This window comes from Paenibacillus sp. NAIST15-1 (assembly GCF_001894745.1).
GTDB classification, from domain to species: domain Bacteria; phylum Bacillota; class Bacilli; order Paenibacillales; family Paenibacillaceae; genus Paenibacillus_B; species Paenibacillus_B suaedae.
The window spans coordinates 78,396-99,086 of sequence record NZ_BBYF01000008.1; the positions used below are offsets into that span (position 1 = coordinate 78,396).

Annotated in this window: 18 protein-coding genes and 1 pseudogene; 15 read left to right on the forward strand and 4 right to left on the reverse strand. The window is 43.3% G+C overall.

Features of this window, described 5'->3' with window-relative positions:
- Nucleotides 1-250 precede the first annotated feature (250 nt).
- The 4 genes and pseudogenes from PBN151_RS17690 (at nt 251) to PBN151_RS17705 (ending at nt 3,465) form a co-directional block, all read left to right on the forward strand.
- Nucleotides 251-1,051, forward strand: a complete 801-nt coding sequence (locus PBN151_RS17690) for a hypothetical protein (RefSeq protein ID WP_072730071.1) — start codon at nt 251-253, stop codon at nt 1,049-1,051.
- 128 nt (nt 1,052-1,179) lie between these two features.
- Nucleotides 1,180-1,854, forward strand: a pseudogene (locus PBN151_RS17695) (hypothetical protein); the annotation flags it as partial.
- A gap of 47 nt (nt 1,855-1,901) precedes the next feature.
- Nucleotides 1,902-2,975 carry a hypothetical protein gene (locus tag PBN151_RS17700; RefSeq protein WP_072730073.1) on the forward strand — a complete coding sequence of 358 codons (1,074 nt, stop codon included), beginning with the start codon at nt 1,902-1,904 and terminating at the stop codon, nt 2,973-2,975.
- Nucleotides 2,962-3,465, forward strand: a complete 504-nt coding sequence (locus PBN151_RS17705; RefSeq protein WP_072730074.1) for a hypothetical protein — start codon at nt 2,962-2,964, stop codon at nt 3,463-3,465. The genes PBN151_RS17700 and PBN151_RS17705 overlap by 14 nt, the downstream gene beginning before the upstream one ends.
- A gap of 992 nt (nt 3,466-4,457) precedes the next feature.
- Here the strand turns inward: PBN151_RS17705 and PBN151_RS17715 are convergent.
- Entirely contained in the window at nt 4,458-4,751 is a 294-nt protein-coding gene (locus PBN151_RS17715; protein ID WP_072730075.1) for a helix-turn-helix domain-containing protein, read from the reverse strand.
- A 422-nt stretch (nt 4,752-5,173) separates the two neighbouring features.
- Between PBN151_RS17715 and PBN151_RS17720 the strand changes: the two genes are divergently transcribed.
- The 4 genes from PBN151_RS17720 to PBN151_RS17730 all read left to right on the forward strand — a co-directional run bounded on the left by PBN151_RS17720 (nt 5,174) and on the right by PBN151_RS17730 (nt 6,660).
- The gene (locus tag PBN151_RS17720) at nt 5,174-5,497 is read left to right on the forward strand and encodes a hypothetical protein (RefSeq protein WP_072730076.1); all 324 of its coding nucleotides are present in this window, start codon (nt 5,174-5,176) and stop codon (nt 5,495-5,497) included.
- A gap of 13 nt (nt 5,498-5,510) precedes the next feature.
- On the forward strand, nt 5,511-5,750 hold the full coding sequence (locus tag PBN151_RS32010; RefSeq protein ID WP_138184373.1) for a hypothetical protein: 240 nt from the start codon (nt 5,511-5,513) through the stop codon (nt 5,748-5,750).
- Nucleotides 5,737-5,925: a hypothetical protein gene (locus PBN151_RS31380; RefSeq protein ID WP_227774808.1), complete on the forward strand. Its 189-nt coding sequence runs from the start codon at nt 5,737-5,739 to the stop codon at nt 5,923-5,925. The genes PBN151_RS32010 and PBN151_RS31380 overlap by 14 nt, the downstream gene beginning before the upstream one ends.
- A gap of 183 nt (nt 5,926-6,108) precedes the next feature.
- The gene (locus PBN151_RS17730; protein WP_072730078.1) at nt 6,109-6,660 is read left to right on the forward strand and encodes a hypothetical protein; all 552 of its coding nucleotides are present in this window, start codon (nt 6,109-6,111) and stop codon (nt 6,658-6,660) included.
- A gap of 192 nt (nt 6,661-6,852) precedes the next feature.
- On the opposite strand, the gene PBN151_RS31385 is transcribed toward PBN151_RS17730, so the two are convergent.
- A complete protein-coding gene (locus PBN151_RS31385) occupies nt 6,853-7,101 on the reverse strand; it encodes a hypothetical protein (protein ID WP_175560743.1) in 249 nt (82 codons plus the stop codon).
- A gap of 99 nt (nt 7,102-7,200) precedes the next feature.
- Between PBN151_RS31385 and PBN151_RS17735 the strand changes: the two genes are divergently transcribed.
- Nucleotides 7,201-8,007, forward strand: coding sequence for an SMI1/KNR4 family protein (locus tag PBN151_RS17735; protein WP_072730079.1), 807 nt, complete (start codon nt 7,201-7,203; stop codon nt 8,005-8,007).
- A 396-nt stretch (nt 8,008-8,403) separates the two neighbouring features.
- On the opposite strand, the gene PBN151_RS17740 is transcribed toward PBN151_RS17735, so the two are convergent.
- The gene (locus PBN151_RS17740) at nt 8,404-10,731 is read right to left on the reverse strand and encodes a glycosyl hydrolase family 18 protein (protein ID WP_483311012.1); all 2,328 of its coding nucleotides are present in this window, start codon (nt 10,729-10,731) and stop codon (nt 8,404-8,406) included.
- A gap of 790 nt (nt 10,732-11,521) precedes the next feature.
- Here PBN151_RS17740 and PBN151_RS17760 point away from each other — a divergent pair.
- The 6 genes from PBN151_RS17760 to PBN151_RS17785 all read left to right on the forward strand — a co-directional run bounded on the left by PBN151_RS17760 (nt 11,522) and on the right by PBN151_RS17785 (nt 17,995).
- Nucleotides 11,522-12,820, forward strand: a complete 1,299-nt coding sequence (locus PBN151_RS17760) for an SPFH domain-containing protein (RefSeq protein ID WP_072730081.1) — start codon at nt 11,522-11,524, stop codon at nt 12,818-12,820.
- A 12-nt stretch (nt 12,821-12,832) separates the two neighbouring features.
- Entirely contained in the window at nt 12,833-13,579 is a 747-nt protein-coding gene (locus PBN151_RS17765; RefSeq protein ID WP_072730082.1) for a hypothetical protein, read from the forward strand.
- 95 nt (nt 13,580-13,674) lie between these two features.
- Complete coding sequence (locus tag PBN151_RS17770) at nt 13,675-14,361, forward strand: TFIIB-type zinc ribbon-containing protein (protein ID WP_072730083.1); 687 nt, start codon at nt 13,675-13,677, stop codon at nt 14,359-14,361.
- Between the two features lie 138 nt (nt 14,362-14,499).
- Nucleotides 14,500-15,189 (forward strand): hypothetical protein, encoded by a 690-nt coding sequence (locus PBN151_RS17775; RefSeq protein ID WP_072730084.1) that lies wholly within the window; start codon nt 14,500-14,502, stop codon nt 15,187-15,189.
- A gap of 79 nt (nt 15,190-15,268) precedes the next feature.
- Nucleotides 15,269-16,756: an ArnT family glycosyltransferase gene (locus PBN151_RS17780; protein WP_227774830.1), complete on the forward strand. Its 1,488-nt coding sequence runs from the start codon at nt 15,269-15,271 to the stop codon at nt 16,754-16,756.
- Nucleotides 16,757-17,044: 288 nt separating this feature from the next.
- Nucleotides 17,045-17,995, forward strand: a complete 951-nt coding sequence (locus PBN151_RS17785) for a helix-turn-helix transcriptional regulator (RefSeq protein WP_021255396.1) — start codon at nt 17,045-17,047, stop codon at nt 17,993-17,995.
- Nucleotides 17,996-18,238: 243 nt separating this feature from the next.
- Here the strand turns inward: PBN151_RS17785 and PBN151_RS17790 are convergent, their stop codons facing one another.
- A complete protein-coding gene (locus PBN151_RS17790) occupies nt 18,239-20,569 on the reverse strand; it encodes a S9 family peptidase (protein ID WP_072730086.1) in 2,331 nt (776 codons plus the stop codon).
- Between the last annotated feature and the right edge of the window lie 122 nt (nt 20,570-20,691).

A 20,691-nucleotide genomic window follows, 5' to 3' on the forward strand; every position in this document is an offset into this window, starting at 1 on the left:
ATGTTAGTTGTCCTTATCGTGGATCAACAGAGAATCGGAAATGAAATTGTCGAAATACACAGCAGTTAGTATGTAGGAAGAAGTATACAGTTCATCCAGTTTATACACGAAAGAGAACCTTGTATAATTAGAAAATACAGGATTATCGAATATAATGAGGCTTCTTTATAGGGAGACAAAAGGTGGTATCGAATGGAAAGTGATTCAGAATCATTAATTAGAAATGAAATAGAATACTTGGAGGAGACATATGGACAAAAAAATCATCTCAACGATATATGACTTTTGTTTAGAAGAAGATTATGATAGTACTTTGGCAGAAACGCTAAATTTATTAAAAAATAGCTCTGCTATAAATGCATTAGAAAGCGATAGTATTGCTTTTCTTGCTAGCATGATTCCCTTGGTTGAGGATAACAGTACAAAGGCTCAAATAATTGAAACTATTATCGAGTCTCCGCATTATGTTAGCAACGATACTAAACTGTTAGACGAGTATATAAGATTGGTGTCGTTAGGGGAAGTGGTTTTTTCGGAAGCAGTAAGATGTTTTAACTCATTTACAGTTACTGGCGTTACTATGAACGAAATTTTCACGAAATTGGCGGAAACTCCAAATAAAGAACTAGCAATTGAAATCTTAGTGTTAATGTCCGAAAGCGATTGGGGAGATTTACCTAGTCACTTGGAGTCATTCGCTAATGAAGTTAAAACGCTCAAGAGGATAAGATACCGCTCCGGGGTAATCTCAACATTTTTGTTAATTGTTCATCCTTTGTGTTCAAAGTATGCATATATCGGTTCATTGTCATTTGGATATCCGTCTTCTGAAGTAGCGGTAAATGATTGGGCTTGGGAAACACCAGAAAGCACAAAATATATGTTAGATCGAAAAATTGTCAGTCCAAAAGAAGCAAATATATTAGTAGAACTAGGGCGTTTAATACGCAGTGACAAGAACAACCTAGGTGCAGCAGATATGAAAAATTTGTATACTCGTTTTTTTGAAGATAAGAATCCTTTTGATGTGATGTATACTTTGCCCGAATAATATAAGATTTGTAGATAGGGATCAAAACACATTCTGCAGCCAGTCCGAAAATCACTCAGCGACTGGCTATTTTTTTTCGTCTGAATGTGAATTGAGTTATAGCCAGGTACTATAGCGGTCACGTGAAGCTGGATGGTGAAACGGATATCAAGGCACCGGTGGTGGATCAAGAGGGAACGGTGAAGGCTCCAGTGTTCGTCATGGATCTTCCTCCTGTGCCGGAGCCGCCACTAATGAACATCAAAGACTATGAAGCAGCACAAGCCGCAGCCAAGAAGGGTTCATCTAACAACACAAATACCCTGACCGCGAAGATCACGAACCCGGCGGATCAAAAACAAGCCGATGGATTGCTGGGTACGGAGTCCAAACTGCTAGGCTCTATTCCGATGATAGGAGCAGTAGCTGGAGCAGTAGTGGGAACAGCAATGGGAGCAGCATTAGGCGGATTTTTCGGAGCGGCTGTAAGTGTGAGTCTGCAAGCAAGCGCAGCTATACCTGTTCGAAGTACAGGGACGAGTCATGCTGGAGGTGGAAGCGCAAAAGGTGGTTTGCATCCGCTGAAATATCTGGCCGGTTTAGTCATTCAAGGACTTATCAGTCAATACGAGCACGAGAAAGCCAAGGATGCTTATTATAGCAAATGGTTGCTGGGCAAGGTGTTCACAAGTGCGCGTCATATAGCAAATTCAGGCGGTCTACAAGAGCTGGTTCAAAACATGGTAATAGAGTCAAATGCGATGGCTCAAGCGTATCAGCAGGTTCCACCCGAAGTGAGAAAACGGTGGAGGGCGAGCTACGATCGTTATACAGCAGAGCAGCCGAAACCGAACCTCGGTCATGGCTGGCTATGCTAGGCGAAGCCCAGATTCAGCAAGCGGAAGCCCAACGCGCGATGGGGAAGAAAATTGCAGAGGTGGGCGCGCAGACCGGAGAAGAAATATGGTCTGGAGTTAAAAAGACGGGAAATAGCTTTGCGGAAATAGGCATCGATTTTTGGAATGGGTTAGAGGTACGTAATAACAACAAGTTTGATTCCCTGTACGACTTTGGCAACTGGTTAACGGTAGGGTCGTTTGACGAAGTGGGCAGTAGAATTGAAGGATACAAGACAAGGGCCGACATGCGCAATGAATCCCCATATGACTATGTGAACTGGTTGTCGTCGGGTATTGCAGGTTCCTTCAAAGAAGCATTTAATCCAGATGATCCATTATCTAAGGAGCATTGGATGGGTTCCTTTGACGTATTCACTTTAATTTTGGGGGCGAAAGGAGCTGCACCAAAAGGTAGTGGGCCTACTCTTCCGAAGGTGAATGCAAAGACGCCGGTGCCAAAAATAGAGGAACGAGCTAATCTGGATGTAAATAAGCGGAAGAATGACACTAGGGCGACAGGAAATGCTTCCGAAGGAAATCCATATCGGGGTGGGGGTGGCAAAATAGATGATACTCCATCTACTATAAAATATTTAGAAGACATGATTAAAAATGAAGGATTTGAACATGGTGTTATATTTGATAGTAAAGGTAATGTATTAAGTAAATTAATTACAGATAGCCATCCTACGAAAATTAATTTTTCGCCTTATAAGGATCAAATTAAAGACGCTATTGTAACACATAATCATCCAACAAATGGGATGTTTAGTTGGCAAGACTTTGAAACTGCCATTGCTTTTGATGCAGCGGAAATTCGTGCATCTCTTCCAAATAATGTTACATTCAGTATGAAAAGGGGGTCAAACGGCTGGAGTGTCTCTTATAACGATATAAGGGATATTTTTGCAGAAACTCAAAATTCTTTTAGGAATAACCCGGAAATAATGAAAGTTTATAGAGAAGAAGGGTATGCTAAAGTTAACGATATGCTAATGGAAGACATAGCTAATAAAATTGGAGGAATCTATAGTGTTTACAAATAATGATGACACCGGCTTAAAAAGAGATTTATACGAACAATCAAAGCCTGGGATAATTGATACTTCATCGGTGAGCCCTAATTGGTTTACTTTTATTGATCATGAATGGGATGCACTACAGAAGGATTTCTTTGAAAAGCCTCTCGATGGTTTGTTAGTAGATCTAGTCTCGATATTTAGAAAAGGGAATCCCAATTACATCAATTTAGGTAGCCTATTCGGTACTGAAAAAAAGAGAATTGAAGATAGTAATAAGATAATCTACAGTGTTAATCAGGTGAATCGGAAGGAAAACGATATTACTAATGTTACAATGTTCCTTGATCCTGATAGCCACAAAATTACAGAGATTTATATAAGTGTACAAATATTACCTCCAATGAATGAACTCAAATGCAAAATAGAGGATAGTTATTCTGATTTACTTGTTAGTGTAAGCAATGAGTTTTTGATTATTGATAATGATTTTAAATTAACACTTAAAAATAATTAGGTAAAATAATTCACAATGCGAGCTAACTGATATGCTTCCATCATAGTAGACAGTGGAAAAAACAAAACTTCTAATTCTACAATGATGGAAGTTTTTATATTGTCCAAAAGAGTCCAGTTTCCTTAGAGGTAATTAAATGTAGTAAAGTGATGCCTTCAAGCTTAGATTATGAAGCGAACAGTTGGAGATAGATAAAAAACAGGGCAAAATAAGGTTGTCCCAGAAATAACATGAAGATTGAAGGTGTATTCAAGACAAATTTAGAGAAAATGTTGTAGATGCACTAACCGTATGGTAAATAAAGGGGAATAATAATTGTGAACATTAAGGAATTTAAACATACTTTATTCATAGGTAGAGCTGCATATGGAATTAGTTGTTTTGAGAACACACTTACAGCCCAAATATGATCTTAATGATTGGAAGGTTGAAGGTTGTTTTGAACTATTTATGGTGAGTTCACTAGTATACAGTACTTAGATGATTGGAATGATTGGCTGTTGAGTAAAAATGAATTTGTATATTTGTATAACATATATCAAAATATTGATGAATCAATTGATATTTTACTACGGATATCTATCAGCCATGTTTATACTGAAATTGAACGATATGGTGAGGATAGTCTTAAAAATTGGAGAGGATTATCCATGTCATGATTGTTAACAACTTTCCATCACCAGACATTGAGCCTTTTTTGAAATTTTCTATAGAAGAAAAAAGAGGAGGGGGGAATAAGTTTGAGGGTACAAAATTATCTAGAATTCTGTAACATCAGGTATTGTAAAGACTTTCAAAGGCTTATTCCACTTGAACGATAAGGAGGTAAGCTCTTTTCATGCCCAGAATCAATCAAGCTTTCTCTTCATTATGATTACCGATCGCCAATTTCCCCTCTTTTAGCAAGGCTTTATAGTACCATGGAGTTTATGCCCATGTATGTTTCCGCGTGTCTCTTCCGGAATCCGGAACCATAACGTTTCTAGTGCTAACTACTGCTTTTTCCTCTTGGACTTTATAAACTCTTTAAATTTTGTTATCTCTTCGATTTCTTCTTGTGTCCAGTCTTCTTCTTTATCGATATCTTCTGTACTTTCTCCAATCAGTTTTGATACCTTGACTCCTAATGCATTCGCGATTGCTTGAATTGACTCGAAACTGGGATTATATCTTTTTCTTTCAACATCCGCAATATAAGATCTGGATAGATTCGCAAGCTCTGCTAATTCAAGCTGAGTAAGACCTTTTTCCTTGCGAATTGCCCTCATGTTCTCTGATAAAGCCATTTTAGTTCCTCGCTTTTGCTTGTATTTCCGTCTTTTTCTCTAGTATATCTTGTGAACTGTGAGAAAACAATGAGGATGATGACGTGATTACAAGCAACATTTAGAAAAATGACGTAAATACAAGATATAACCCTATTGTTTCTGTGAAATTATTGAAATTGATTCAAAATAGATATTTGCTAATAATACGTGAATACTGTACATTATAACCAAAATGACGTGATTACAATACAAAGATGATTAGGAGGAGCTGTGATAAAAGTGAATAGCGAACCATATGCAATGATGCTACCGTAACTTATATCGATTTCAGGAGATTTTGAAACGGTCATCGTCTAGTTAAAGACGAGCTGGAAGGAAGATTCAAGGTTACATATACGTATAGCGAAGCACTGTTACGTAAGAAAGTAGGTGAGTTGGGAATGAGAAAGGCAGTCATTGAAATTGGGCGGGAACACGATATCATGCATATCGACGGATACTTAGTTGCGGAAGACTGTCTTATTGTAATCGAGAAATATGTAATGTGGATGTATAAAGTGTATGTAAAAGACGAAAGCGGAATATTCGTGAGTGATCAAGCCGGGTTATGGCTAGGAAAGCTGCTGCGCGAAGAAGACGATGAGCAGGTGCTTATATTACGAGTTCTCAACTTCATGCAAAATATGTCCTTTTTTGGATTTATTCGGAATCATCGCGACTGGTCAATTGACTACGATTTTTGTTTCGTTGAGGCGATGCTTTAGAAAGCAGTTAAACATGCGCAATGAAACCCAATATGATTATGTGAACTGGCTGTTATCGGGTATGGCAGATATGTTTAAAGGGGCATTTAATCCAGACGATTCCTTATCTAAAGAGCATTGGATGAGTTCCTTTGACGTACTCACTTTAATTTTTTTGGGGGAGAGGAGCTGCGCCGAAAGGTGGTGGGCCTACTCTTCCGAAGGTGAATGTTCAAAAGAAGACTTCGGTACCAAAGGTAGTGTGGGAAAATAAACTAAAGATTTATAAGCTGAAGGTTGGCATTGAGGGTACGGTTAAAATCGATGATTTTGCTAAAGAGCCGTTTTTACCAGATGAGTACTATCAAAAAATTGATAATTATCTTGCTAAAGCTACAACGGCTAGAGATAACTACTGTTGTAAACTTACTTTGCTGGGTTTTACTTAATGCTTGTATTCTCGCTATCTCTGCAGAGGATTTAGTAATTAGTAAGTTTATTCCGCCTAGTAATGCGAATATTATAATGACTTCTGCAATTAGACCATGGACAGGAGAAGTTATTGCAGTATGTACTAGATGCCAGACAAAGTTTCCAGTAAATCAGTTTATAAAAGGGACGGTGTTTGATTAATGCAAGAAGAAAAAGTGGACTATGGTTCAAAGGCGTGTATGCAATTTTCTAATGAAGAACTTTGGAAATATCTCATAACTAAATTTGAAAGTAATCCAGCTGTAGCTATAAGAACATTGTCTGATGATGATAGAGAGATTGAAATAACCTCAAGTACACCAATTCAATTTATATGCTTTGATGGAGAGAAACAAGATTTGTTTATTAGTTTCAATGGAAATCAAACATCAATTTTTGTTAAAGATGAAGAGATAATGTTTATTGATGAAAATACAAAAGGTATTTATACAACAAGTGATACTTTTGGAAATGTTGTATATGAGGGGGATCTACGCAATCTCTCACATGTTGAGATACTATCTCTATTTGCTGATGTTATTTCATGCTTTATCGGTGCAGTAGAAGTTGAAATAATTGAGAAAGAAGCTCCTTACAATGAAGAGAATAAGCAATACAAGTATTATAAACCGCATATTTATGAAATAAATGTGAAAAATAAAAATTTGGACAGAAAGATTAAATCTTTCGAAAATATCACCATAAGTTATTAATTGAGCATTCTACATGGGTCTTTCAAGGATTTTGAGTAAACTCATTTACTATTCTTACAACAAAATCATACAATACAACCAACAAATCAAACACTAAAAAACTTGACAAAACACTTGATAAACTTTCAAAGGCTCATTCCATTTGAACGATAGGGAGGATAAGCCTTTTGTGCCAATAATGAAAAATGTTAGTTACCCCTGTCGTGGATCAGCCCACAAACGGAAATGTAAAATAGCGGATTTTACTGGCGGCGTAGCAGGATTGGCTGTGAATCCAGGAGGAGTAGGCACGAGATAGAACTTGTTAACAACAACGAATAAGATGGTAAGTTCTTTGGCTGCCACCAAAGGTGGGCAAATTGTACAAAATACGAAGTCCAAGTCATTGCTGCACATGATAATCAAGTAAGATAACAGGTATGGATACTGTTTGGCGCTCATTTAAAATAGAAAATCAGTATCCATATGCAGAAAATTCAAACCAAATGAATCCATGTTTAACGTGTAGTGATATAAAAAATATAGAGGAGTATATGAAATATGCAAATGCCAATAAAAAGTAATCACATCCCATCCATAGGAGATTGTACAAATCTTTTTGAACGATTATCAAAATATATATCCAGATTTGATGAGAAATGGGTAAATGAAATAGAACCAGCAAAAAAAGAGAGCATAGATACGCTAAAAAATCTAACGCAAATTAATAATTATAACTATCATTATCCTAAAGAATACGAGATTTATTTAAATTATATGGGGCAGGATGACAAGGGTTTACTTAGAACTCAACTTCCAGGATATGCTTCAATTTCTGAGATAATTGATACTTATGAAGGGATACATGAAGAACAACCAGACACTTTAAGTGATAAGTATATCCATTTTTTTCAAACTGATTTATATTATGGTCAACTATCATTTGATTTTACCCAGACTGATAATCCCCAGATTGTTATGACTGATGAGGATAGCCAGTTTGTAAGTTATTTTGCAGATAACTTTGAAAAATTGTTATTTCAATGTGCATTTAGTAAATATGAAAGATTAAATTATGATAAGTGTATAATGTTTACTGGATCATCTAACATGCTTAAAGAAGCAATACAGAGGCACAATGAGTCGGATGTTCTTAGCATAATTGATAAATTTTCAAAAACATATGATTTTCAAAGAGCATGGTTTAGTGATTTGACTCATCACATAGGTTTTAAAGACGGCATTAGCTTTTACATCGATAGTAGGGATAATGCTTTGTGTGGGTTTATTGTAGGTGATTTAGATAAACAAATCGACAATATTGGCGAAACCTTATTAGCTGAACTAAATGTTAATAAAAACAATTAAAGCTTTCATATGCAAAGTTTCATGTCACATAGGGACAGTCAATAATTTGTGTAAACTTATTTACAACCCCAACAAGATCGTACAATACAACCAATAAACCAAACAATAAAAACTTGACTGACACGTTTGATAAACTTTCAAAGGCTTATTCCACTTGATTGATAAGGAGGAGTAAGCCTTTTTAATAGATAGAATGTAATATGAGGTGCGACTGTTAGGGATCAGTCATAAGTTACAGAACGTCGTCTCCGAGCACGTCGGATCGAAGAGGATGGGAAGAACATAAAGAGAGCTTTCCTTAGAAAGTAGAAGATTCTACTTTTGGGAAAGCCCTTTTTTATTGCGTGCGTGTGCTGTTTATTCTATTCTTATGGCTGAATTATCATCTTGATCGCATTAATGAGGCAAGTCGTTGGACACGACGGATTGCAGGGTGCGGTTTCTGTCTGCGTTCAGTTCCCAGAACATCGCGCCGCGTAATCCTTTGGATTTGATGAACTCATTTTTCAAATGAATGGATTGCTCGTCATCATACGAAATAAAGACTTTTGTAGATGGGTTGTAGAGGGATGGCGTTTGCGTCACATTGTTCCAGTAGCGGATATACCCTTGGCCAGCAACGGTATATTTACCTGTGGAATCAGCAGACAGCAGGCCAGTATTCTGCATGTGGGCGAAGTCATACGTCGAGCCGCTGGAACCGCCAGTGGCTTCACCGCTGCAGCTTTGGTACAGTCCGTTGTTATTTGGGCCAGCGTTGCATCCTTTCCAGCCATAGCCATAGAATGGTTCGCCTATGGTTATTTTGTTTGCAGGAATGCCTTTGTTCAAATAGTTGGTCACTGTGGAATTGATGTTGAATTGACTGCTGCCGTTTGTGTTGGCTGGGTCGTTGTACAATGGCGATCCGATGCCGCTTGTCGCATCCCATGGGCCATAGTAGTCGTAGGTCATGATATTAATCCAGTCCAAGTACTGTGCAGCGTTGGACAGCCAGTTGTTGGTGCCGCCTGCATCGGCAAGGAAGCTGGAGTTCGCGCTGGAAGCGATCGTAATGTAGTAGCGCTTGCCGTCTTGCTGTCCAGCTTTATCAAGAGCTTGGCGAAGGGTTTGCAGCAGCAGGATGTAGTTGGCTTTGTCAGCTGTACGTTGGCAAGTCTGACCTGACGCGCAAGGTACGCCAACGCTGTTCGGATATTCCCAGTCGATGTCGATGCCATCGAATTGATATTGGCGCAAGAAATTGACGGCAGAAGTCGCGAAGTTGCCTCTTGTCACAGGGTCATTCGCCGTGTTGGAGAATTGGTTGGACCACGTCCATCCGCCGACAGAGGCGAATAATTTCAGATTTGGATTGGTGTTTTTCAGCTGTCTGATTGTAACCAATTGGTTGTAACCGCCATCAGCTGTACCGTCTGTAAATGAATCTCCAATTACGATGGAACCGTTCGGCGCATTATTTGGGGTGCCATTGCCGTTTTGGCAGGTCCATGTGTTTGGATTTGGATTATCGGGGCTGTTGGAAGGATTTCCATGTCTGCCGTTCCAGCAAATATCAAGGAATGCATAGTTGATAACCGTTACTTTTGTCGGGTCAATTTTGGCAGGCGTGAAGGACGGCGTATCGTAAGCAGCCCAGCTTGGGAAGTATCCTATAATCTCATATTGGGATGAAGGTTGGGAACGTGTTGTAACGGTGAGCGCATTACTGGCGGCGGATACATTACCCGCGGCATCTTTTGCTTTCACAGTAAAGGTGTAAGCGGTGTTGACAGTTAAGCCTGTAACGGTGTAGGAGGTTGTATTCGAAGAACCTGCCAACGTCGTGCCATTATAAATATCGTATCCGGTGACGCCGATGTTGTCTGTCGAAGCAGTCCAGCTTAATGATACGGAGTTTATCGTTACGGTAGGAGCTGTTAAGTTGGCGGGCGCTGTTGGTGGCTCCGTGTCTATAATAACAGCGCTTGTCGTGACATTGACTGGTGAGCTGGCAGCGGATACGTTGCCGGCGACGTCTTTCGCAGTGACCGTGAACGTATAGGCAGTGCTGGCATTCAAGCCTGTAACGGTATAGGAGGTAGTTGTCGAAGAACCGGCGAGTATGGAGCCATTGTACACCTCATAACCTGTGACACCCACATTATCCGTTGAAGCCGTCCAGTTCAATGTAACCGAACTGCTGGTCACGTTGGAGGCGGTTACATTAGCAGGTACTGTCGGAGGCTGGGTATCCGGAACAATAGCCAATGTCGTTGCGCTTACAGGCGAGCTGGCAGGGGAAATGTTGCCGGCAGCGTCTTTGGCTTTAATGATGAAGGTATAAGTGGTATTTGGAGATAAACCTGAAATGGTGAACGTTGTCGTTGCAGTCGAACCCGCCAGTGTCGTTCCGTTATAGACGTCATAGCCTGTAACACCGACATTGTCGGTAGATGACGTCCACCCAAGGGTGACGGATGCGGTTGTGATATTGCTAGCTGTAACATTCGCTGGAGCAGTCGGCGGCTCCGTGTCGGCAGGAGCTAATTGTTTGCTCCAAAGTGCAGGAACGTTTGGCGGTTCCCATCCGACAAGAGAGGTATGTCCTTGTACACATTGGTAGGTATCGGTTCCATAGGTGACGAGATCCCCTGTTTTATAGGCCGTATTCGGTGCCCATGGTGAAGCGGCGAAGGCAGACAATGGTACGGCTGTGAATACCAGAATGAAGACAAAAAACAAGATCGCACAAACTTTTTTGGCCTTTCTCAATTTGAACCACACTCCGTTTCATATTGGATTAGATGCATCAGATCTGCAGAATAGGGTGAACATCTCCTTTCACTTATAAATCTATGTAATCGCATTCAAATTTCTTAGAACGATAGATGGATGCTAGGTGGATCAGAATGCGAAATTACATGCCAGGGCGGGATTGTGATGCTCAAATTAAGGCGGTATCTAAGACAAACAATAGAAACGGCATAGTCTTGTATGTGATGAAGTTAGTGAAGTGTGAAGAAGGCGTTATTCATCCTAAGAATCCATGTGTTATAAAGAGGAGGAAGAGGCGGAATAAAGCGAATCGCTTTAACAATTTGCAGTCATCGGTTTACGTGTTGCTTGAAATTTGGTAGTTCATAAATATTGGGTCAAGTCGAGGGAGATCACATTTATAGATTTTCCAGCTAAACGTTTTAACACGAAAATAAATATATGCACAATGTGAAGTGAGTATGAACGTTATGATGCCGAATGAAGCATGGGCTAGGGCAGGCCTATTTTCTTGATTTCCATTATGAGGATGGTGTCTGAAGCAGCTGCCTTATATAATAGAAATGGGAGCAGATAGAAGAAAGATTAGGAATGCGGACTTAATTATGGATACGTTTTGCAAGCTTCCTCGTAGTAGTAAAGTAGTGAATGTAGTGTATATCTTCATATTAATACAATCAGTTGATATAGGGAAGTAGAAACGATCCCTTTCGATGTGTATGGCTCCATACTATTATTGGCGGAGGTACTGCAGAATATGGCGATTATTGATGTAATCAAATATGATGGTTCACCTGATGTATTTGCATGGAAGTTTCCCAATCATGAGCTGGCAACGTGGTCGCAGCTTATCGTAAATGAGTCTCAGGAAGCGATTTTGTTCAAGGGCGGGCAAGCGCTCGATAGCTTCACAGCGGGCAGGCATACGCTTAGCACGGCGAATATTCCGATATTGAATCATATTGTTAATTTACCGTTCGGAGGGGACTCTCCGTTCACTGCGGAAGTATGGTATGTCAATAAGGTTCATTCTCTGAATGTAAAATGGGGCACGCGTACACCGCTTCAATTGCAGGATCCTAAGTATCAGTTGTTCGTGAAGGTGCGTTCCTTCGGGCAGTTCGGCATTCAGATCGAAGATGCGCGCAAGTTCTTGGGTAAGCTTGTAGGCACACTGCCTGTATTCAATCAAGATACGCTGACCGAATATTTCCGCGGCGTGCTTATGATGAATATTCACCAGCTGATCTCTTCCTACTTCGTGCATCGCAAGATTAGTATATTAGAGATCAATGCCTACATATCGGATATTTCCAAGCATATTCAAGAGCTGGTTGCACCGGTGTTCGAGGAATATGGCATTCGTCTGCTTAATTTCTATGTAGACTCGGTCAATACGCCTGAGGATGATCCAGCCACACAGCGTTTGCGAGAAGCGCTGGCGAAGCGGGCTGAAATGAATATTATCGGATTCACCTATCAGCAAGAGCGTACATTCGATACGCTTGGAGAAGTCGCTAGGAATGATAGTGGAGTGAAGTCAGATCTGATGAGTGCCGGAATGGGCCTTGGCATGGGGTACGGCGTTGGCGGTGCCGTAGGCGGCGTCATGACGCAGATGGCAGGCGAGCTTCGAGTTGATGCGCATGACAAGGTATGTCCGAAGTGCAATCGTGGCAATCAGCGAGATGCCTCCTTCTGCACAGGTTGCGGTACATCGCTGGCTGTAAGTGGCGGCACGGAGAAGCCGGTTGAGGTGAAATGTCAGGCATGTGGGGAGCAGATGCCGCGTACGACCAAATTCTGCCCACACTGCGGGGATCCGTATAATCCATGCCCAGAATGCGGGGCAGACAATCCGCCGGATCAAGGTGCTTGTATCGAATGCGGACAAGCAATGCCAGTTCCATGCCGTCATTGCGGCGAACCGGTGTCCAGCAAGGTCAAGTTCTGTCCGCACTGCGGCGAGGTGACGACGCTTACTTGCAGCGGGTGCAACAGCGAGGTTAAGCCAGGGCAAAAATTCTGCGTGGAATGCGGCAATAAGCTGGTATAGGGGGAGAATATCATGAAGTGGGCATCACGGTTCAAGTGGATTACATCAGCGATATTTCTCATTCTAGGAGCGGTAACGGTTGGTTTATTTTTTGGCCTGAGCGATGTCGAATCCCGCGGCTTCTCATGGTGGCTGTCCTTCGGCTCGCTCATGATGGCAGGGGTGATCAGCTATCTATTCTGCATGAGTATGCTCGTCCATCTGTCCAAGCACAAGGATGAGGTTCCTATGAATTTATCAATGGGAGCCATCGCCTTCATTTACAATATTGCAGTTCTTGTACATATTGTGCTGTTTTGGCTCGTCCTGGATGTATCCGAGAAGCTGTACATGTGGATTCACATCATCACCTTTGCATTAGCGTTCATTTTGGCGCTCCTCATTGGCCTCACGCGATTATCTGTTGGCCGCTTGCAGAAGGATGAGAGTAATCGAATGCAATTTAAGAAGCGACTTCAGCTTAGTCTGCATGGAGCACGACTGGAATTGGAAGGCTGGGAGCATGCAGAGCGTGATGTGCTGCTGGAACAGATGGGCAAGCTGGAGGAGCAGGTGAAATATAGCGATCCGATATCGGTACCGGCTATGGTACTGGAGGAAGGACAGATCATGGATCAGGCTGCTCGCCTGGAGGAAGGTGTACGATCTATGGTGCGTGATCGCAACACGGTATACAGCGCTGATGAGCTGCGCGATATGATCCGGCAGTTGTCTAACGGAATGAAGCTGCGCAATGAGCAGTTAGCAGCGGTGAAATAGCAGTGGCAATGAATAGTTACGATGGATAGACAACGACAGATTTAATATGAATGTATGCTCAATAGTTAAATAGATAGAAAGGTGAACTGAATTCCATGGGTGGTTTATTACGCACAATAGGAAGAGTGCTGCTCTTTTTGCAAGTTGCTTTTATTTTTGGCTTTTTCGTAAGCTTATCTCGTGTTACTCCTGCTGATGACCCGGTAGGGAAGCTGGGATTCTCTGTATTTGTATTCGGGATTCCAGGGCTTATGTCGTTCATCGGCGGCAAGTATTTGAAGAAACGTAAGGAAACACGGAAGAGGATGCGGGAGCAGAATCTGATTCCGGCGCGCGATTCGTTAAGAGTGAGCGACTTGCTTCGATTCATCGGCTATATCATATTGTTCGGCATCGAGTGGAAGTATCTCACTGTATTGGCGGAGTGGCCAGTACCTAAGTCTCAATTAACGACAATCTATGGCGTAGGGCTATTCTTCTTCATCCTTGGTATCTTCATGCTCTGGCGGGCTTCTCGAATCGATGCGAAGGCAGATGCGTTGTACATGCAGCAGCAAGCAGAGAACATGAACCCCTCAGACGAAGATAACGAAGACGATGAAGAAGAGAATGAGGATGGGTATGACGAACCGGTACATAGTCGTGCTGCTGCAGAGGTGGCTGCCAGTGCGCCATTGCTTCCGAAGATGGTCAGCTGCCCCGGATGCGGCGCTCAGACCGAGGTACCTCCTCGATCTACTGCTTCTTGCGACTATTGCGGATCTGCGGTTCCGTATGAGTAAGTGTAGCACATAACTAAGCGATGATTGTTGCTGAGCAGTAGAGAAATCTAGAGAAATTCGAGATTGTTAAGCGAAATAGGGCTAAATACAGGGCTATAGATGATTTTAGTAGAATTCAGGAGGAATGGGAGACATATAATGAAGAAAGGCTCTTTTTTAAAAGTAGTAGGCGGAATCTTTTTATTTTTCCAAATCAGCTTTATCCTCTCGTTCCTTCTTAACTTGTCACAGCTTCACGAGATCGAGGATTGGTTCGGGAAATTGTTGTATTCTGTATTCGTATTCGGCATTCCAGGAATTTGTCTGTTCCGCAAGGGCAAGCAGCGAAGGACAAAAGCCGAAATCGAGCTGCAGCTTCGTCAGCGGGGCATATTACTGCCTGCCAAGAAGCTATGGAGGGCCAGCAATTTCATGCGAGGCTTGGGCTGGATGATGATGTTATTCGTAGAGCTTGTGTTGCTGGGAAATATGATGATCTGGTCGGATATGCAGGAAGAAGTAGAGATGCTGTTTGTTTTTGTATTATTACTGGGTGTTCCGGGTGCTCTTCTCGTGTGGGCAAGCACGAAGCTAGATCGCAGTGCGGATGAAAAAGCTATGGTAGAACAGTATCGGGTACAATTGGGGAATGAGATGACCGATCACGATGAAAGGGACGATAACTTTAAACCTTACGAACGTGCGGCCGCAAATTCAGCTGCTGCCAACAAGCCGACGCTACCAAAAGTAGTCGACTGCACGGGTTGTGGTGCCCAGATAAAGGTGCAGCCTGATTCTGTAGCAGCATGTGAGTATTGTGGCTCCATGATGGCATACGATGCAGTGTAATATTATGGAGCTACTATGATTCAGAAATGATGGTACAATGAATGGGTTCATTTTATAAATAGGTGGGATATCCTTGGAGATGTCGTTACGCAAAGCGCGGATATGCAAGACACCGCTGCTTTTTATTTTGCTTTCATTTCTGTGTGTAATTCTCTTTTATATGTGTGGCGTCTTCATGGGGTACAGCCCAGATATGCTTATCCAAGTCCCATTCATTATGGCAGGTTATACAGCTTTTGTATTTATTTTGGCCTATCTAGCTTATCGGCATTTGCATGAGGAACGGGCATTTATCCTTTTTATCGCATGCTTAGCCTTCTGTATCCGGTTTATGTGGGTGCTTGTTGTTGATACGAAGCCGGTGTCTGACTTTCACATTATGTACGATGCCGCGGTGAAAATGTCGGTAGGGGATTTCTCGTATAAGTACAGCGATTATTTCCAGGCATGGACCTATCAATTAGGCTTCACGATGTATCAGGCGCTGATGATTAAGATCTTCGGCACAAGCTTGCTGCCCTTGAAAATCATAAATGCACTCTGGTGCGCAGGCATCACGGTGTTGGTATATAAAATTGGACGGAATCTATTCCATGAATTTGCGGCGAAGTTCGCTAGCATCACTTACTGCTTCTTCATTCCCAGCATTGTAATGAGCTCGGTATTGACGAATCAGCATTTGGCGACGTTTCTGTTCTATCTCGGGTTTTACTTTTTGCTCCAAAAACGAACGCCCAAGTGGAAAGTAAGCATGGTAATAGCGGTGCTGCTGTCACTTGGCAATCTCATACGTCCATTGGGCATTGTGATCCTATTAAGTATCCTGTTTTATGCCGTGATCTATTTAATCGTACTGAAGAAGGAGTCCATCAAAAAAGTGGTCGGCTTCCTTGTTATTTTCATGACGACCTATTTTGCTATCTTCTACCTGGTTAGCTTCATTGCGGTAGGAACGGGAATCTCGAATACGCCATTAGAGAACCATGATCCGATGTGGAAATTTGTGTTGGGCTTCAATCGTGGGACAGAGGGGGCCTATTCGGAAGAGGACTTTAAAACAGTGTCGCAATATCCGTTAGGAGAAGAGCGAACGCGTATTGAGAAGGAAATGGTGTGGGAGCGCCTGTCCAATGTTGGAGAGCTGTCGAATCTCTTCCTAAGTAAAATTCGGCTTATGTGGGGCGAGGTTGATGCGTTATTTTGGAGCCTGAATACGAACAGCGTGAGCAGTCTATTCGGTTTGATTCATACGTATTCGTATGTCAGTTACTTTGTCATTATCTTACTGCTGTTCTTAGCCGTTGATCTTCTTATTCTGCGCAGGGATACCGAACATAAGTATCTGTTCCTCATTCTATTAATTCTCGGCTATATGGGTGTGCATCTGTTCATTGAAGTGCAGCAGCGGTACCGATACTTCATTATGCCATCGATGATTATCATTGAAGGGTATGGTGCTTATGCGCTCGTTGTCGTCATGTCCCAGTGGAAGGAGCGCATCCCATTCCGCCGGCTGCTGCGACTGCGCGTGAAGGATGCACGACAAGAAGTCGCCGAGGAAGCGTGACCTTGCTTTTTTAAACCAAACTTAAACGGGAAACATAACCTGTTCGTGGATACGATCCATCCATCACGACGGATGGCACAATAATATAGGTTGAATAGGGCTGCATACGGGATGCGGCTCTTTTTTTGTGTGTGCTGGAGGAGGATTCCCGCCTGCTGATTTCGCCTTTTCAATTGCACATTCGGTATCGCCTGTTTGGTCAATCATGATATGATAGAAGAGAATGGTTTCCAAGCTAACCCAGATTGGATTGGGAACGGAATCAGAGAGGAAGAGGAGGGGAAACCGATGATGCTCGAGCGTCGAGAGTTGCAGCAGAAGCCCATGCCACAGGATGTCCAATTTTATCGCGCTGAGAGCGAGATCGGAACACCGCTGCCTTTTAAAATATATCGTTGGAACCATGCGGGTGGCAGCATACGTGATCATACGCATGACTATTTTCAAATCTGGTATGTCGTGAAGGGCGAGTTCATGCATACGATCAATAATCACACGTATCGGATGGTGAAGGGCAATATTTTTGTAATCCCACCATACGCCGTTCATCGGGTGACATTAGTGGCCGGTCAAGGAATTGACATTATTGGACTTGAGTTTCTCCCGCATTTTATTGACGAGCAGTATCAGCCGCATAATGGGAGCAGAGGGAGGTTCGACTACTCCTATCTGGAACAGTTCATGCTGGATGAGGAACATGTGACCCCGAAGGTGGCATTGTCGGGAGCGACTGATCTTGAGGTATCGAAGATTCTGAATGATATGCTGGACGAATATCAGCAGGCTAATCGTTATTACGAGCTGGTACTTAAGGCGGATCTGCTGAAGCTGATGACGATGCTTGTGCGAGAGATGGATCGACAGCGCAATTCCGATGACGTGGATGAACGATTGGGCAAATTCAAGGAATTGATGACGGCCGCGATTCATTACATACATGAGCATTATAATGAAGAGCTGCGCCTAGAGATGATCTGCCGCAAGTTTAATATTTCGAAGACATACTTCTGTGATTTATTTAAACGATTTACCGGTAAGACGTATAATGATTACTTGGTCGATATTCGGATTCACAAGGCGGCCGCGATGCTGCTTGATACCGATATGTCGGTAACGGATATATGCTTCCAAGTGGGCTTTAATGATGTTCCGTACTTCTCCCGAGTTTTTAAGCGCAAGACGGGGGTTACGCCGAGCCATTTCAAAAAGAACGCTTTGTCTGTGTGGCAGCATAGCTAGATGAACTCAGGAGATGTCTATGGCAGGCTCAAACTGTAACCTCTTGCCTTCCGTAGATGAGGGACCAGCATGTAAGGAGAGAAATAGCTCCAAGTGAGTAATGAGCAGTTATTGCTGCATCGTATGCAGAGATATTGATAGCGAAAATAAAAAAAGATCGGGTCCAGCACATCAGAGACATCTGACTGCTGAAACCCGATCTTTTTTACATGGTTGTGGGCGAATATGTCCAGACGAATCTAATCAATGTTTCAGATGTGTATCCAAAAACTTCACCATGGCATTGTAGAATTCGATGCGGTTTTCCTCATTGTTGAAGCCGTGGCCTTCGTTGTCCTTCACCATATATTCGACGTCAACGCCTCTCTTCTTGAGGGCTTCGACGATTTGATCGGATTCGGCTTTGTTCACGCGCGGATCGTTGGCGCCCTGCGCAACAAAGAGCGGCGTTGTGATTTTGTCCGCATGGAATACAGGAGATACGGACTTCAGCATGTCTTTGTCCTTCTCCGGATGGCCGATGCGCTCATAGAACATGTTGCGGTTCGCTTCCCAATAAGGCGGCAATGTATCAAGCAGGGTGAAGATGTTGGATACCCCGACATAATCGACGGCTGCTGCATACATGTCCGGTGTGAACGTAATGCCGGCTAGTGTCGCATATCCGCCGAAGGATGCACCGTAAATGCCGACGCGCTTCGGATCGGCGATGCCTTGCTTGATTGCCCATTGTACGCCATCCGTGATGTCATTTTGAATGTTGCGGCCCCACTGCTTGTTGCCGGCGTCGATGAATGCTTTTCCGTAACCCGTAGAGGAGCGGAAATTAACCTGCAGCACGGCATAGCCGCGATTAGCCAGCAGCTGAGCTTCTGTATTGAAGCCCCACATGTCGCGGGTCCATGGACCGCCATGCGGATTGACGATCAGAGGGAGGTTCTCCGGTGTCTTATTCTTCGGCAGCGTTAAGTAGCCATGAATCGTCATGCCGTCTCTGCTCTTATAGGAGATCGGGTGCATGTCCGCCATCTGCTCTGAATTGAGCCAGTCACTCAGGTTGGCGAGCAGCGTCAATTGATCCGTTGTGGAATCATAGTAATAATACTTGCCCTGCACTTTGTCAGTGGATAGGCTGACGATGAGCTTGGTCTTGTCTTCATTGTAGTCGTTGATGCCGATTTCGCTTTCTGTTGCATGCAGCTTGTGCTGAAGTTTTTTGTGCAAAGCCTCGAATGATTCATCAAAATATTTCACATGTACTTTATCCGTTATATATGCAGTCATGAGCAGTTTATCCTGCTTATGGTCATACACCGCTCCTGCCAGATCGACGTCCGGATGGGAGTAGATCAGCTGCTCATTGCCCTGAAGGTCGTACTTGACGAGCGCGGACTTGTCGCGACCTTTGTTGGATACAGCATAGATCGTCTTATTGTCCTTAGAGAAGCCGAGCGGGCTAACATTGTCGCCGCCTGATGTCGTAATGAATGGCTTGAATTCGTCTTGCTCTGTTGCCCGGTACAATACGACGCCCTCGATGCCGTCTGAAGCAACGGCAAGGCGAATTTTGCCGTCATGGTCGGCAATCCACTCTTGAATGTCGCCAGGATTTTTCGCGACCAGCTTCGTTTCGCCTGTCTTGATGTTCAGCTTGTACACGTCGAATGCCTTGGCGTCTTCTTTGTTCATGGAGACGAGAATCTCGTCCTTAACGCCGGACAGTGCACTGACTACGCCGACTCGAACCTTATCGAATGGCGTTAATTCCTTCTCTTCATTGCCGTTGAACGCTGCGGAGTACAGGTGGAAGTTCTCGTCCCCGCCCTTGTCCTTCAAGTAGAGGATATGATCGCCTTTCCAGAAGAAGCCGGAAATATCGCGATCCTTGGAGCTCGTTACGCGCACTGGCTCGCTGGAACCGTCCATCTTCTGTACGAAGACATTCGAGCGATTTTCCCACGGTGCTGCATAGGAAATATAATTGCCGTCCGGAGACAGCTGATAGGAGAAGCTTCCAGGGTTGCGCATGAAATCCTCGACGGAAATTTGCGGCACGCCCTTATTGTCGATGCCTGAACGGCTCAGCTCCACAACGTTCTCGAGTGCGGATGCAGCCTCGCGCAGAGTTGCTGCGTTATTCTCATGCAGTTTCCCATCTGGGAATCCCTTGAGCAAGCCCAGCGTCTTAGCGCGTTCCGCATAATCGGTCAAGCTCTTCTCGTCTTGCTCCTTGCCAAGCGCACGAACGAGGATGCGGGCAATCTCGCCGCGCTTAATCGGCGCATCAAGAGAGGCGAAATCTCCGTCAGCTACCAATCCCGCATTCTTAGCAGCCTTCATTGGCTCGATTCCGTGTTGGTACGTGAGTGCCAAGACAGCAAGGCGGACGAACTCGTCAACGGAAACCGTAGACGTCAGCTTCGCATGTTCATCCAAAATTCCTTTGGACGTAAGCGTCTGAATCCCATTCTGGTACCAAGTTGCAGCTTCGGTTGGCTTCTGTGCCATGACGGACGTCGGCAGCGATGCGGCAAGCACGGCCGCGAGTGATGCAGCAATCCATTTCTTTTTCAATGACATGAACCCCTTTGTATATGCTCATAATTTTAATTACTTCAAGTATATACGTAAATATTGGGATTACAGGATTCATGTAAAATATAACAGTTCAAGAAATATATTGTTCTTACACATCG

Coding starts and splice junctions, on each gene's coding strand:
- PBN151_RS17690 (WP_072730071.1), top strand. CDS start 251: ATGGACAAAAAAATCATCTCAACGATATATGACTTTTGTTTAGAAGAA.
- PBN151_RS17700 (WP_072730073.1), top strand. CDS start 1,902: ATGCTAGGCGAAGCCCAGATTCAGCAAGCGGAAGCCCAACGCGCGATG.
- PBN151_RS17715 (WP_072730075.1), bottom strand. CDS start 4,751: ATGGCTTTATCAGAGAACATGAGGGCAATTCGCAAGGAAAAAGGTCTT.
- PBN151_RS17720 (WP_072730076.1), top strand. CDS start 5,174: ATGAGAAAGGCAGTCATTGAAATTGGGCGGGAACACGATATCATGCAT.
- PBN151_RS32010 (WP_138184373.1), top strand. CDS start 5,511: ATGCGCAATGAAACCCAATATGATTATGTGAACTGGCTGTTATCGGGT.
- PBN151_RS17730 (WP_072730078.1), top strand. CDS start 6,109: ATGCAAGAAGAAAAAGTGGACTATGGTTCAAAGGCGTGTATGCAATTT.
- PBN151_RS31385 (WP_175560743.1), bottom strand. CDS start 7,101: ATGAGCGCCAAACAGTATCCATACCTGTTATCTTACTTGATTATCATG.
- PBN151_RS17735 (WP_072730079.1), top strand. CDS start 7,201: ATGCAAATGCCAATAAAAAGTAATCACATCCCATCCATAGGAGATTGT.
- PBN151_RS17760 (WP_072730081.1), top strand. CDS start 11,522: ATGGCGATTATTGATGTAATCAAATATGATGGTTCACCTGATGTATTT.
- PBN151_RS17765 (WP_072730082.1), top strand. CDS start 12,833: ATGAAGTGGGCATCACGGTTCAAGTGGATTACATCAGCGATATTTCTC.
- PBN151_RS17770 (WP_072730083.1), top strand. CDS start 13,675: ATGGGTGGTTTATTACGCACAATAGGAAGAGTGCTGCTCTTTTTGCAA.
- PBN151_RS17775 (WP_072730084.1), top strand. CDS start 14,500: ATGAAGAAAGGCTCTTTTTTAAAAGTAGTAGGCGGAATCTTTTTATTT.
- PBN151_RS17780 (WP_227774830.1), top strand. CDS start 15,269: ATGTCGTTACGCAAAGCGCGGATATGCAAGACACCGCTGCTTTTTATT.
- PBN151_RS17785 (WP_021255396.1), top strand. CDS start 17,045: ATGATGCTCGAGCGTCGAGAGTTGCAGCAGAAGCCCATGCCACAGGAT.